Source organism: Acetobacterium sp. MES1 (genome assembly GCF_002237635.1).
In the GTDB taxonomy this organism is placed as follows: Bacteria; Bacillota; Clostridia; order Eubacteriales; family Eubacteriaceae; genus Acetobacterium; species Acetobacterium wieringae.
The window spans coordinates 1-11,476 of the sequence record NZ_MJUY01000039.1 but is presented as its reverse complement, the minus strand read 5'-3'; the positions used below and the strand labels follow the sequence as shown (position 1 = coordinate 11,476).

Genomic DNA, 11,476 nt, shown 5'->3' with positions numbered 1-11,476 from the left:
TGAGGCCTTAGAAGCCGGGGAGCCTCATAAAACCTCAAATAACAGTAACATAATGGGTAATGTTGCGGTGTTGAATGAATACGATATTACAACTATTATACCAGAAAGCACACCAGAAATAAAATGGGAAAAGCCGAAACCGCTTGAAAAAGAGGTGAAATTGCCGTCTTTCCCTCTTAATTCATTACCACCAGTGGTAAAAAATTATGTCCAGGCTGTTTCGGAAAGCACGGCCACACCCATCGATATGTGCGCCGTTGCATCACTGGCAGTGATTGCCGGTACTGTACAAGGTAAATTTAAAATCAGAGGTAAACCTGACTATTTTGAGCCTTTAAATATCTATACCCTGATTATTGCAAATCCCGGGGAAAGAAAGAGTGCCATCATCAACGCAATGACAAAACATGTTCATGAATTTGAACGAGAAGTTAATAAAAACAGATGGTCAGAAATTGACAGGCAGGAAATTGAACTTGAAGCAAAAGAAAAGCAAATAAAAAAGCTTGTGGATAAAAATAAATCGGATGAAGCTTTTGAACTAAAAGCAGAGTGCAGAGAATTGGAAGAAGAACAAGTAAAACCTCTTCGATTAATTGCTGATGATGTTACATCGGAGGCTTTAACTTCTTTATTGGCTGATAATGATGGGCGGTTGTCCGTTATTTCTGCTGAAGGAGGCTTCTTTGATACACTGGCTGGGAAGTACTCCAACACTATTTCTATTGATACCGTACTAAAGGCCCATTGCGGCGACTCTATCAGGGTAGATAGGAGGGGGCGACCGCCTGAATATATCCCAAAACCAACACTTACAATTCTTTTAGCCGTCCAAAGCAATGTCATTGAAGGTATGTTTGATAATGGAGCCTTTAGAGGAAGGGGATTAACAGCACGGTTTTTATACTGTAAGCCTAATTCAATGGTCGGTTATCGTGGCTTTGACACAATTCCAGTGCCCACAGCATATGAAGAATCATATAAAAATTTGATTTTCGGCTTGCTTGAAATAAAAAACGATCAGCCCCAAATAATTAAGCTGTCCGAAGAGGCAACGGCTGCATATCGCTTGTTTTATGAAGACATTGAAAACAGGCAGCAGGTTGGAAGTGACTTAAGCACTATGACTGATTTTGCCAGTAAATTACATGGTGCAGTATTGCGGATAGCCGGTATACTCCATTGTATGGGATATGAAAGCCTACTTAATGGCGATCCGGTCAGTATGGAAACCATGGTTAACGCAATGGACATTGGGGGATATTTTCTAAAACATTCCATGAATGCCTATGATCTGATGGGTGCAGATGATCGGATGAAAAGGGTACGAAGCACTCTTAGTAAACTTGAAAAGGCTCCAAAACCAGAATATAAAAAGATTGATATTTTTTATCTTGGTAGAAAATCGCAAAATGAAAAAGTGGAGGAATTTGAACCCATAATTGAACAATTGGTTGAATATGGTTATTTAAGTGAAGTTCAACCCATTTCAACAAACAAAAGAGGGGCAAAACCAAAGCCGATTTACAAGCTTAATCCTCTTTATTTTAATTTAAACAATGACGAACCCATGTAATAAATGAAATAAATGTAATTAATTATTTAATGGCTTTTTAATGGGGTTTTGCAGCACTCTAAAAAATATATAAATTAAATGGATTAATGTAATTAATTCGAAATTGCCAATTGTTTTCATTAATTCATTAATTTTATTAAAAAAACGTCGTGCTGAAAACCGCATAAAACAAAGGTTTGCGAATTAATTTCATTATTTACATTAATTTCATAGGTTTTTAAAAAATTACTCTAACCAAAACAGGAGGCTCAAACATGCTAACACTACTTACAGCAACGAAAATAGAACGACCCACAGTGGATTATGAACGTATCTACCTTGATGGTATGGTCAGGGGCATAAAGGCCAAGCAACTGGCCCCGGATGATAAGACCGTCACGAAGAGGATTATCTTCTACACCGTGAAATATCTGTCCATTATCAATATTGAGGGCATGAGCCGGGAAAGTCTGGAGGGCATACTGGTTTTTGATCAGATGCTCTTAAATACCATCTGTGAACTGACCCCGGCCGAACTGTTGACGATCTTTCCGGTCACAAAGTCCTATGATGGGGAACGGTATGAGTGCAAGGACTATTTCAGCACCATGGAGGCATTGCAGGCCCACGGGTTACATGAGCCGATCCGGTCACCGGAAACGGCCTCTGATCTCTTATGGGACTATATGAACACAACTGTCATGATGTACCGTGTGCATTGTATGAGTGTGGTCAGCGAACTTCACAGCATGGAGACCGGCAAAGGGTTAATGGAGCAATTCTTTGAGGATCAGGGGGTTAAGCTCAACACCTTCAGGAAATATGAAAACGACAATGGGCAAACCTTCATGATTGGTGAAGATGGCCGATCTTTCCCGGTGGTGAAAAAAACACCCCGGTATTTAAGGCCGCTTCAGTAAGGGCTAAAGGTGATGCATGAATTATTACCGTTATACCGAAACAGAATTAAAGAAGCTGCTTAAGACCATGGTGATCCTGTCAGATACCAGGGAACAGGCAAATGATCACATTACAGGCTATTTTGAAAAGAAGGGTATCCCATACAAGTCAAAGGCGTTGAGCTTTGCGGATTATTCCGCTATGATACCAGCCGATCCGGATATGGGTATTATGAGAGACCTCTTCTTTGACCAGTCGGTGGTGATTGAGCGCAAGGGATCCCTGGAAGAGCTGTCAGGAAATTTAACCAACGGCCGGGAGAGGTTCAAGGATGAGTTGACCCGGGCATCAAAGGCAGAGTTTCACCTGATGATTGAGGGTAAAAGCTTCAGCGACATCATTAATCACCGGTATACCACCCAATTCAATGAAAAGGCTTATATGGCTTCCCTCTTGTCTTTGCAGAGTGAGCACGGCTTTAATTTGGCATTCATTGACCGGAATGATGCCGGTTTATATATCTACTCGTTTTTATACTACCATGTACGCAATAAATTTTTGAAGGGATGAAAAACATGAGAAATTTAAAAAAGTACGGTTTTTATTTTGAAGATCCGGAATGTGGGCCAGATGTGCCGTGTATCATAGAAGTTTACGCCAATAGTTTTGATGAGGCTTGCAGAAAAAGGCGTGATTTGCTTTTGCTGGCCGATCGGGCAAAAGAAGAGGGCGAGCCCATTTACAGGAAAATAAAGCGGTACCGATGAAATGGCTTATGTTATCTAAAGTGCCGGTTATAAAGCTTATACTGGGAGCCTGTGCTGTTAAAAAATGCAATGCCAAAGTTGCCGCCATCGTATGTTTTGACAGTACGATGGCAAGCCACCGCTGCGGAATAAGTGGTAATAACGGCTTGCGAGACTTGTATCTGTGCGAAAGGCATTTTCAGGAAGTCAAGGCAATGGCCATGGCAAATGATCTGAATTTTGAAGAGGAGTGAATGATTATGATTAAAGAGCGAAATGATTTATTTACTGATGCTAAAGGTGAAAAAATTACGAACCTAAACAAAGAAATTGAAACCAGAATCACACTGGCATTAATGGAATTAACCCCAATCGTTGATGAAGATAACCCGCTGGAAGATGAGATGGCCGTTTGTTGTAATGTTGAGACCGCTATTTATCGTTTAGAGCCTGTGTTGGAATATTTCAGAGCGTTAAACAAACCAGTGGTTAATTGACATGATGTAACCTCTCCTTACAGGCAATAAAAAAGACTCCTCAAAATCGAGGAGTCCCCTTTTGGAATATTATGAATGCATTGAAATCATTTTACCACAAGGGGGCATTTATGGCAAAGTCAAACATTGCAATCGGGGTGGATCCGGGGAACGTCTGGAAGCACTCGTTGTTATCCGGGTACCGTTACCAGCTGGAAAAACAGGAAAAGGCAGAGGAGACATATTTAAGGGCCTATGAACGGGCAACCATGGCAAAATCTTATATCAGGCCCGACAAAGTCCAGGGCGGCGATAAAAAAGACCTGCACGACCGCCTTAACGACCTTACACCCTTAAGAGAAAAAGTCAGTGCAGAGATTACCGAATCAGCCAGAATTAGGATAGAGACCAGTAAAATAATAAATTCTGTGGGGCGGCCAAAGTATCAGCTGCTTTTGGTGTTGCTATACATTGAAGGGCTGGACTATCAGGAAGCCAGGAAAAGAATCCGCCCGGCCAGAGGTGAAAAAATGGAGGCGTTACATAATCAGGCGCTGAGAATGGTCAGGTGTGACCATGTCAAGTAAAGCAGGGTTAACCGAAAAAGATGATTTTCTGAGTGAATATAAGTACCTCTTCGAGACGGCAAAGATTTTTGAGCGCGAACTTGTCCAACTGATTACTATGGTCAAAAATGACAGTGATTCAACCGGGTTAGATTTTATGGTCTTATGGGCCCCTCTTGTCGATCAGTTGGGTTGTAAGATAAAAGTGGCAGTTGATAAAAGCGATAAAATTTTATGTTGTATTGAAGCGATTAAAAAGCCGAAGTTGCGGGCGGTGCTGCAGCTGGCCTATATCGAGGGTATTACCCAGGAAGAGATTGCCGAGCGGATGAATTACAGTACTCGTCAAATTCAGCGATTGCAGATTCAGGCGCTGGAACTTGTGGAAATAGACCGTTAAAGTACGCCATTTAATCCTAATGGCCATAATAAAAGGGCTAAGCAAAACTCAACATTCAAGAATAATAGGCTTAGAAATGCTGAGATTCAAATGATATTAGAAATGTTGACAAATGTTGACTATTTCTTTTATAGGTGTGAGCAAAGGGCTTGTCAAAACTTGTATTTCAAAATGCTAACTATTGCTAACTATAAAACAAGTATCCCGACATTTCCGACGCCCTAAAAAAGGGCAAAGGACTTAACAAAACTTAACCTTTGAAATTTAATACTTAAATTACTACATTTTACTACTTTTCAAGAGTATTGCGACATTTGCGAGGCCCTAAAAAGGGGGATTATCGGGAGATTCGGGAGACCCTAAAAAGGGAACCATCCCGACATTTCCGACCCCCTAAAGGCCCATTGTCAAGAATCGAGTTATTCCTGGGCCTGTGGGGGCTCATACAAGGCCGAAACTTTAGAATTATTTAGGAGTATCCGGAGATATCGGAGGCCCTAAAAAGGGCCGATATTCCGTTTTTACCGTCCCTAAAAAAAGAAGCATATTCCGGTTTTTCAGGCCCTAAAAAGGGTTACTACTAATTGCCCCTCTTCCAGATGTTAAGAAATGTTAAGGTTCATATCACTATGAAAAGCCCATATTTGAATTGAAATCGGACAAATCGGACACCCTAAAAAGGAACCTGTAAAAAAAAATATTCAAAAACAAACAAACAACCGGTGAGGTGAAAACATGAAAAATAAAGGCGGTGCGCCACTGGGGAACAAAAACGCTGCTGGCCATGGTGCACCCTATGGCAATAAGAATGCACTCAATCACGGTGCCCCCACTGGAAATAGTAACGCATTAAAAACGGGTGTTCATGAGCGCATTGACCCCGAAACATTACCAAACGATGAAAAGCGCCTCTTCAATAATTTGGTTAAGCTCTATCAGGATCAGGAACCGGCAGAGGTCGTTTTTAAATATATCCGTGCCATGTGCGCAAGGAAAATAACCCGGATAAATCCCGATGGTACAGCAACGGTTTTCCCAATTCCATATGATACGATGCTATATTATTGTTTTAATGGTCAATTAGCCAGGATACACCTCTTATTATACGAACGGTATCCGTGGGGTTTTATGGCACCTGAAGAGGATATTTAGAGATTTTAGAGGCCCTAAAAAGGAAGCATGGTGACATTTGTGACACCCTAAAAAGAGCCTCTTCAGATGTTGAGAAATGTCAAGGTATGGGCGGTATCAGATGCTAAGAAATGCTAAGGTCGAGACATTTAATACGGGCTTTATTATGGCCTATGCTCCAATGGTAACGTTGCTATTGAAAAAAGCGAACGTTCGCAACGTTGCAACTTTTTTAGTGAACGTTCGGAATGTTTTGAGGTGGAAACATGACTAAAGATGTTATCGAAAAAGTAATTTGTTCAGTCTTCGAAAATCCTGATTTAACGGACAAACAGAGGGATTTCTGCTTGCATTACATATGCTGCTTTAACGCAACCAAGAGTTATCAGAAGGCCTATGGTTGCAACTATGCCCAGGCCAACGCCCATGGTGCCCGGTTGTTAATAAATGGTAGTATAAAAAGTGAAATTCAGAAGCTTATGCAGATAAGGTCAGAATGCTTGTTAATTGGGCCAGAGGATATATTTCAGCTGTTCATGGAGATTGCTTTTGCTGATATAACGGATATTGTGTCTTTCAATAGTGATGGTGTATATCTCAAGGACTCGGAAGATGTTGACGGTCGCTTAATATCTGAGATAGCCTTAACGGATAATGGGATAAAGGTAAAGCTTCTTGATCGCATGAAGGCCCTCCAATGGCTGTCGGATCACATGGATCTGGGAACATCAGAGCAGAGGGCCAGAATTGATAAATTAAATGCAGAGATCGACGGCAAAAACATAGAGTCTGAACTATTTGAAAATGACGGGTTCATTGAGGCGTTGGGGTTGAATGATGGCAAATGATGGCATCCAGCTTTATATAGGCTGGCCAACTATCCGGAAAATCGGACAGTTGGGCTTTATCCGGAAAAACGGAAAAAGACTTTTGCGCAAAAATGAGCGAAAGTACCATGGTGATTGGTGCCCGAAAAAACGGAAACCAATACTTTATTCCAATTGTGGAAGAAACATCAGCGATAAATTACGCCGATCTGGTAGCCGAATTTTCGACCACCAAATTGAGCGGATTTTTCCGCTGTACCGAGTGTACGCAAAATTGCGCAGCCCCCAAATATGGGTTTTGATGGGTGTCCCCATAACGTCGAAATTTCGACGAAAGACAGCCCCCAGATCTGGGTTTTGATAGGTGCCCTCAAAATTGAGGAGTCCTCATAACGGAAAATTCCGTTTTGAAACCAGGACACGGATATTTTACCGACTCCGTGGATTGCCCTTAAATTTCAGGGGGATCAGGGCCGAAAATCCGGCTGTGACATAATGGTACCCACCGTCGAAAAATCGACACTGTTATTGCCACAAAATAACCCTCTGACAGCCTCATAGAGCCGTTTTTATTGGGCGGTGCTTGTGTTTGTACCTGTGGAAATATTGCCGGTGGGTGGTGAAATGCAGTATACCCCGGATCAGGGCGCACCATCAGTAAGGGCCAGTGAGTAGCAAAACACGACATACCCCAATTTAAGATAACCGCAATTTTGCGGAGAGGTATCCGTAAGTTGGGGATACCCTCTTCGAGGTATTACCAAGTTGGGAATACCCTCAGGGGCCGGGGATCTGGTACCGACACGAATGACGGTAGCAAATTGTTTGCCGGTTGTTTGCAGATGTGGGATAATTCCCCCATATCTCATCCCTGAATTTTGAGGAGCGAAACCGGATGTCGGTAAAACTGACACCTGAAGCCTAATGTCCTTTAAACGGACAGTTAAATAGTCGGGATCACCGACTTTAGAAACCGGATGTCAAAATCATTGACAGCTGAAATTAAACTCAGACATTTTTGTCTAAGTTGGTGAAACTGGTTGTCGGTAAAGCCGACATCTGAATTGTCAAGATTATTGACTTTACAGGCTTAGGCCGGATGTGCAGATCATGCACATCTGAAAAGTGCATATTATGCATTTTATGCCGGATGCCTAGGGGCCGGACACCGGAAATAAAAAAAGCCTAGGCGCTGGCCCGGGCTTATGTGTTAATTGGTTGTTTTATGAGTTCCCCGTTTTCATCTACTTCGTTAAATCCACCACCGTAATAATAGCCTTTACTCTCAATGAAATCTATGAACTCGTCCCAAAACTGATAAATATCAACATTGTCATTTACCTCTACAATGCCGGAAATCTTCATGTATCGGCTCATTGGCTTATCGGTTGGTAACGTGCAGTTTTTCCATAAGGGCATCTTGTAATACCCTGGAGAAATTGACGTTGCTCTTTTCGGCTTCAACATTCAGCCAATATGGAATCGTGCAATTTTTTCTGACTGCCCGATCATCCAGCTTTTTCCGGTATGCTGTGAAATCCACATCAACCAGCGTAATGATATCATCATCAAATTCTTTTTCTGCCTTTACCGTTCCAGGTTTTGGTAACGGTTTTCCGTCATCCTCAAATGTAATACCCATCAGTTCAATGGCATCTCTGGCCATGACCATGGCATCGGCAACATCTTCACCTTGTGTGTTGATCTCAAAATCAGGAATGGTAACAAAATATCCATCATCTGCTTTTGAGATAACAACGGGATATGCACTTCTCATCGTTCTACCTCCTTGATAATCGGTTGCGGGACTGACAAGGGCTTTTATTTCAGCCCCCGCCGTTTAATGATCAACTTTGCCAGCCGTTCATTGATATCCGGATGTCTCGGCACTGGTTCATCATTGGTGCCATTGGTATAGATGTCATGATCCGCACCATGCCGTTTTAAATACCATCCGTTCTTTTCGAGAAGCTTAATTAAAATTCGTCGTTTCATCTGTCCCCTCCATTAACTATATTATACGTATTATATGCGCATTTGTCAAGAGGTTTAATTGACGTTGCTTAATTATTTTCATTATTCCATTTATTTGATCAAAAATACGATGTGCTGAGAATCCCATAAACAGGACGTTTGCGAATTAATTTCATTATTTCCATTTATTCCATTAGTTTATGACATTTACGACAAAACACCACACTAAACCATGCTGCTGGAAAACCTGTAAAATAAAGGCCTCTGGAGTTTATGACATTTGCGACATTTACGACACGATCCAGAAAATAAAAAAGAAGAGGTCTTTGATTGATCCTCTCCTTACAGGCCTATAAAGATGTGCCGGATTTTGGGCCGATCTATTGGGGGGCTGGTTGTTCCTCTTCTAGGTATTCCATGATGTCGCCGGGCTGGCATTGCAGGGCCTTGCAGATACGCTCTAATACTTTTGGTGATATCCCTTCACCTTTACCCATGGCGGCAATAGTTGTGGGTGAAGCCTTAATAAGTTTTCTAAAATCTTCTTTTGTCATGTTTTTATCAATTAGTATTTTCCATAATTTGTTATATGTAAATGGCATTTTAACACCTCCTCTATGTTTGCTATTATAATTCTAAATTCTACATAATACAAGATAAATAATACATAATTATGTAGAAATACTTCATATATCTATTGACATAATCTACATAATGGTGTAGAATAAGTACATAAATATAAAGATATTGTTTGAAAGGAGTCCCCACCATGTATAACCTATCAGAAATCGCAAGAACCGCCAACAAACTGGCTACCACCGGCTTAACCAAAAGCCAGGCATTCAAAAGAGCCTGGGAGCTGGCAAAGGGTAAAACCCTTGTTGTTAAAGGCGTACTCCAAGGGAAACGACAAACAGCCATTGACCACATGAAACAGTATGACCCATCAGAAGTGACCATCAGCCTAGAAAGAAACACCACCGGATACTTTGAAACTGACACCGTTGAAGTAGTGGCCACGATCCACGGTAATTCTTATTGTGTGGGTTATCTGGCCTCTTCGGTTGCTGAATGGTTATCAAAGGTCATGGACTTTGGAACAGCCCTTAAAGGGGCATTGAAGTAGATTGTAGGCGGTAATGGTTTATATTATGGGTTGCGGATTAATGCACAGATTGCATAGCCTATAAAGGCAGAAAGGAGCTTGTACCCATGAGGACGCAGTACACAGAGTTACTATTGGTAAAAGAGGCCGTACACATGGCCCAGAACACGCTGTTGAGCATCAATAACCCCGCTGATGAGGTTTTATCAGCCCTTGATTTTCTGGGTGATATCTTATGTGGCCTTGATAGTGAGCAGCTATTGGGGCGTTATAAAATGCTTGAAAGGAGGAGCCAATGCATAACCACATTGACGCATTACCAGACAGACCCTACCGGCTGCTTTACCTGGCTGGTATGACCCGGACAGCCAAAGCCATGGCGGCCGGATCCGATCATAAGAACAGATGCTTATTGTTATTTTATGCGGTGAAGTATTTCGAAGCCGTCAAGGTCGAGGGCATCACCCCAGAAGAGGTAGAGCAGCTGCAGGGGTTCAGAAAATTACTGTCTGATGTCCTGATAGGGACGATAAAACAGACTGATTTGATACGAGTATACCCACCATCATTACAGGCCATTGAAAGGGCCGCCGGTCATAAACAGATTTGCAGCAGCATAAATTAAAAGAAAGTGAGAATTCAAAGCGTGACAAAAGAAGAAAAAGTATTCAAAATATTGCAGCAATATACTAAACAAACGCGGATTGATTTTGCATGGGCCAGAGATAGCGACCTGGGTATTTATCTTGTGAATAGCGAATCTTGTTCGAGTATATATCTTGGGGAATTATTAAAAAATGACCTCAAGCAAGCCTCAAAAGTATTGTCCCATGAATTAGGGCATCATTATTTACATCGAAATAAAATAGATATGAAGAAATACAGCCATGAGAGTGAACAAAGAGACGAAAATTATTCCAAACTTATTGAGGCTGAAGCTGATGCATTTGGGGCCGGTCTTCGAGCTGCAATACGTCTTGAATGGTGTTATTTTCAGTGAGGGTAGACCTCTTCCCAGAATAAATAATTTAACCCTGGAGGTATTGAGTTTGAATTTAACGGTGAACGACATCACAGCAGATATTGAACCAGAACATGCCGAAACATTTAAGGCGCTGGCTGAATACGCTGATTTATTAATCAAATGTGACAATAAAACCATTTTAAAAGAGAAAAACAGGCTGCTAAAAAAGTACCCTGAGCTAGACAATGATAGCTTTCACAGATTTTTCGACGCTGTTCAACAGACCACTTGATGAGTGGTCTTTTTAATGCCCCTAGGGGGTGATTCTTGATAATAACACGGGGTTTAGCCTAGTTATGATTATGTGTGGAGAATTGAGGGCTTTAAATGGCCCGGTATGGGCTTAAAACAATAAAGCCGTGAGTTAAAATATTATTTGCAAATTATCTGTGATAGTTATACCTATAAATGGCTTTGCAGTGGGAATATAAAACCCATGCCTTGGCGACTATTTGGCGACTATTCTAAATTTTTGTATATTTTTTGATTGTTATTCATGATCATTTATTAAAAGATAAAACGCTAATATCGCATATTATAGCCATATAATGAGTTAATAAAAGTTCATTGATTTTAACTTGCCTTACTGGCAGTCAGAAGGCCAGGGGTTCGAGTCCCCTCATCTCCACCAATAAGAATTGCATTAGAGAGCCGTTTATGGTTCTCTTTTTTTATGCCTGCGGGTGGAAGATGAAATTGAACACTCGTATCACCATACCATTAGAATTTTGCCCTTCCAAAACTTAAAATAATCTCTCCTCACAGAGATTTC

At 41.3% G+C, this 11,476-nt stretch carries 19 protein-coding genes; 15 read left to right on the top strand and 4 right to left on the bottom strand.

Features of this window, described 5'->3' with window-relative positions; genetic code table 11:
- From BI182_RS11990 to BI182_RS11940, 11 genes are all read left to right on the top strand, one after another.
- On the top strand, window positions 1–1,576 hold a 1,576-nt coding region (locus BI182_RS11990; RefSeq protein ID WP_286808235.1), incomplete at its 5' end, for a YfjI family protein.
- A 254-nt stretch (window positions 1,577–1,830) separates the two neighbouring features.
- Window positions 1,831–2,475, top strand: coding sequence for a hypothetical protein (locus BI182_RS11985; RefSeq protein ID WP_286808234.1), 645 nt, complete (start codon window positions 1,831–1,833; stop codon window positions 2,473–2,475).
- A 16-nt stretch (window positions 2,476–2,491) separates the two neighbouring features.
- The gene (locus BI182_RS11980; RefSeq protein WP_286808232.1) at window positions 2,492–3,025 is read left to right on the top strand and encodes an ERCC4 domain-containing protein; all 534 of its coding nucleotides are present in this window, start codon (window positions 2,492–2,494) and stop codon (window positions 3,023–3,025) included.
- 5 nt (window positions 3,026–3,030) lie between these two features.
- Complete coding sequence (locus tag BI182_RS11975) at window positions 3,031–3,222, top strand: hypothetical protein (RefSeq protein ID WP_286808231.1); 192 nt, start codon at window positions 3,031–3,033, stop codon at window positions 3,220–3,222.
- Window positions 3,219–3,455: a hypothetical protein gene (locus BI182_RS11970; protein WP_286808230.1), complete on the top strand. Its 237-nt coding sequence runs from the start codon at window positions 3,219–3,221 to the stop codon at window positions 3,453–3,455. The genes BI182_RS11975 and BI182_RS11970 overlap by 4 nt, the downstream gene beginning before the upstream one ends.
- The gene (locus BI182_RS11965) at window positions 3,456–3,698 is read left to right on the top strand and encodes a hypothetical protein (RefSeq protein ID WP_286808229.1); all 243 of its coding nucleotides are present in this window, start codon (window positions 3,456–3,458) and stop codon (window positions 3,696–3,698) included. It abuts the gene before it with no gap.
- Window positions 3,699–3,808: 110 nt separating this feature from the next.
- Window positions 3,809–4,264 (top strand): DUF1492 domain-containing protein, encoded by a 456-nt coding sequence (locus BI182_RS11960; RefSeq protein ID WP_286808227.1) that lies wholly within the window; start codon window positions 3,809–3,811, stop codon window positions 4,262–4,264.
- Window positions 4,254–4,643 (top strand): sigma factor-like helix-turn-helix DNA-binding protein, encoded by a 390-nt coding sequence (locus tag BI182_RS11955; RefSeq protein WP_286808226.1) that lies wholly within the window; start codon window positions 4,254–4,256, stop codon window positions 4,641–4,643. The genes BI182_RS11960 and BI182_RS11955 overlap by 11 nt, the downstream gene beginning before the upstream one ends.
- Window positions 4,644–5,378: 735 nt before the next feature.
- Window positions 5,379–5,795, top strand: a complete 417-nt coding sequence (locus tag BI182_RS11950) for a hypothetical protein (RefSeq protein WP_286808224.1) — start codon at window positions 5,379–5,381, stop codon at window positions 5,793–5,795.
- Between the two features lie 245 nt (window positions 5,796–6,040).
- A complete protein-coding gene (locus BI182_RS11945; RefSeq protein WP_286808223.1) occupies window positions 6,041–6,622 on the top strand; it encodes a terminase small subunit in 582 nt (193 codons plus the stop codon).
- A 92-nt stretch (window positions 6,623–6,714) separates the two neighbouring features.
- Window positions 6,715–6,903 (top strand): hypothetical protein, encoded by a 189-nt coding sequence (locus tag BI182_RS11940; RefSeq protein WP_286808221.1) that lies wholly within the window; start codon window positions 6,715–6,717, stop codon window positions 6,901–6,903.
- Between the two features lie 901 nt (window positions 6,904–7,804).
- Here the strand turns inward: BI182_RS11940 and BI182_RS11935 are convergent.
- From BI182_RS11935 to BI182_RS11920, 4 genes are all read right to left on the bottom strand, one after another.
- Complete coding sequence (locus BI182_RS11935) at window positions 7,805–7,966, bottom strand: hypothetical protein (RefSeq protein WP_286808219.1); 162 nt, start codon at window positions 7,964–7,966, stop codon at window positions 7,805–7,807.
- Window positions 7,967–7,982: 16 nt separating this feature from the next.
- On the bottom strand, window positions 7,983–8,378 hold the full coding sequence (locus BI182_RS11930) for a type II toxin-antitoxin system HicB family antitoxin (RefSeq protein WP_286808217.1): 396 nt from the start codon (window positions 8,376–8,378) through the stop codon (window positions 7,983–7,985).
- Between the two features lie 44 nt (window positions 8,379–8,422).
- Window positions 8,423–8,596 carry a type II toxin-antitoxin system HicA family toxin gene (locus tag BI182_RS11925; protein WP_035356725.1) on the bottom strand — a complete coding sequence of 58 codons (174 nt, stop codon included), beginning with the start codon at window positions 8,594–8,596 and terminating at the stop codon, window positions 8,423–8,425.
- A 359-nt stretch (window positions 8,597–8,955) separates the two neighbouring features.
- The gene (locus tag BI182_RS11920; protein WP_286808214.1) at window positions 8,956–9,177 is read right to left on the bottom strand and encodes a helix-turn-helix domain-containing protein; all 222 of its coding nucleotides are present in this window, start codon (window positions 9,175–9,177) and stop codon (window positions 8,956–8,958) included.
- A gap of 167 nt (window positions 9,178–9,344) precedes the next feature.
- Between BI182_RS11920 and BI182_RS11915 the strand changes: the two genes are divergently transcribed.
- The 4 genes from BI182_RS11915 to BI182_RS11900 all read left to right on the top strand — a co-directional run bounded on the left by BI182_RS11915 (window position 9,345) and on the right by BI182_RS11900 (window position 10,936).
- The gene (locus tag BI182_RS11915; protein WP_286808212.1) at window positions 9,345–9,701 is read left to right on the top strand and encodes a hypothetical protein; all 357 of its coding nucleotides are present in this window, start codon (window positions 9,345–9,347) and stop codon (window positions 9,699–9,701) included.
- Window positions 9,702–9,975: 274 nt separating this feature from the next.
- A complete protein-coding gene (locus BI182_RS11910) occupies window positions 9,976–10,305 on the top strand; it encodes a hypothetical protein (protein WP_286808210.1) in 330 nt (109 codons plus the stop codon).
- Between the two features lie 21 nt (window positions 10,306–10,326).
- The gene (locus BI182_RS11905; RefSeq protein ID WP_286808208.1) at window positions 10,327–10,680 is read left to right on the top strand and encodes an ImmA/IrrE family metallo-endopeptidase; all 354 of its coding nucleotides are present in this window, start codon (window positions 10,327–10,329) and stop codon (window positions 10,678–10,680) included.
- Window positions 10,681–10,729: 49 nt separating this feature from the next.
- On the top strand, window positions 10,730–10,936 hold the full coding sequence (locus BI182_RS11900) for a hypothetical protein (RefSeq protein WP_286808207.1): 207 nt from the start codon (window positions 10,730–10,732) through the stop codon (window positions 10,934–10,936).
- Window positions 10,937–11,476: the final 540 nt, after the last annotated feature.

Bases quoted from the DNA above. Each gene is read 5' to 3' on its own strand.
- BI182_RS11985 (WP_286808234.1), top strand. From the start codon at position 1,831: ATGCTAACACTACTTACAGCAACGAAAATAGAACGACCCACAGTGGAT.
- BI182_RS11980 (WP_286808232.1), top strand. From the start codon at position 2,492: ATGAATTATTACCGTTATACCGAAACAGAATTAAAGAAGCTGCTTAAG.
- BI182_RS11975 (WP_286808231.1), top strand. From the start codon at position 3,031: ATGAGAAATTTAAAAAAGTACGGTTTTTATTTTGAAGATCCGGAATGT.
- BI182_RS11970 (WP_286808230.1), top strand. From the start codon at position 3,219: ATGAAATGGCTTATGTTATCTAAAGTGCCGGTTATAAAGCTTATACTG.
- BI182_RS11965 (WP_286808229.1), top strand. From the start codon at position 3,456: ATGATTATGATTAAAGAGCGAAATGATTTATTTACTGATGCTAAAGGT.
- BI182_RS11960 (WP_286808227.1), top strand. From the start codon at position 3,809: ATGGCAAAGTCAAACATTGCAATCGGGGTGGATCCGGGGAACGTCTGG.
- BI182_RS11955 (WP_286808226.1), top strand. From the start codon at position 4,254: ATGTCAAGTAAAGCAGGGTTAACCGAAAAAGATGATTTTCTGAGTGAA.
- BI182_RS11950 (WP_286808224.1), top strand. From the start codon at position 5,379: ATGAAAAATAAAGGCGGTGCGCCACTGGGGAACAAAAACGCTGCTGGC.
- BI182_RS11945 (WP_286808223.1), top strand. From the start codon at position 6,041: ATGACTAAAGATGTTATCGAAAAAGTAATTTGTTCAGTCTTCGAAAAT.
- BI182_RS11940 (WP_286808221.1), top strand. From the start codon at position 6,715: ATGAGCGAAAGTACCATGGTGATTGGTGCCCGAAAAAACGGAAACCAA.
- BI182_RS11935 (WP_286808219.1), bottom strand. From the start codon at position 7,966: ATGAAGATTTCCGGCATTGTAGAGGTAAATGACAATGTTGATATTTAT.
- BI182_RS11930 (WP_286808217.1), bottom strand. From the start codon at position 8,378: ATGAGAAGTGCATATCCCGTTGTTATCTCAAAAGCAGATGATGGATAT.
- BI182_RS11925 (WP_035356725.1), bottom strand. From the start codon at position 8,596: ATGAAACGACGAATTTTAATTAAGCTTCTCGAAAAGAACGGATGGTAT.
- BI182_RS11920 (WP_286808214.1), bottom strand. From the start codon at position 9,177: ATGCCATTTACATATAACAAATTATGGAAAATACTAATTGATAAAAAC.
- BI182_RS11915 (WP_286808212.1), top strand. From the start codon at position 9,345: ATGTATAACCTATCAGAAATCGCAAGAACCGCCAACAAACTGGCTACC.
- BI182_RS11910 (WP_286808210.1), top strand. From the start codon at position 9,976: ATGCATAACCACATTGACGCATTACCAGACAGACCCTACCGGCTGCTT.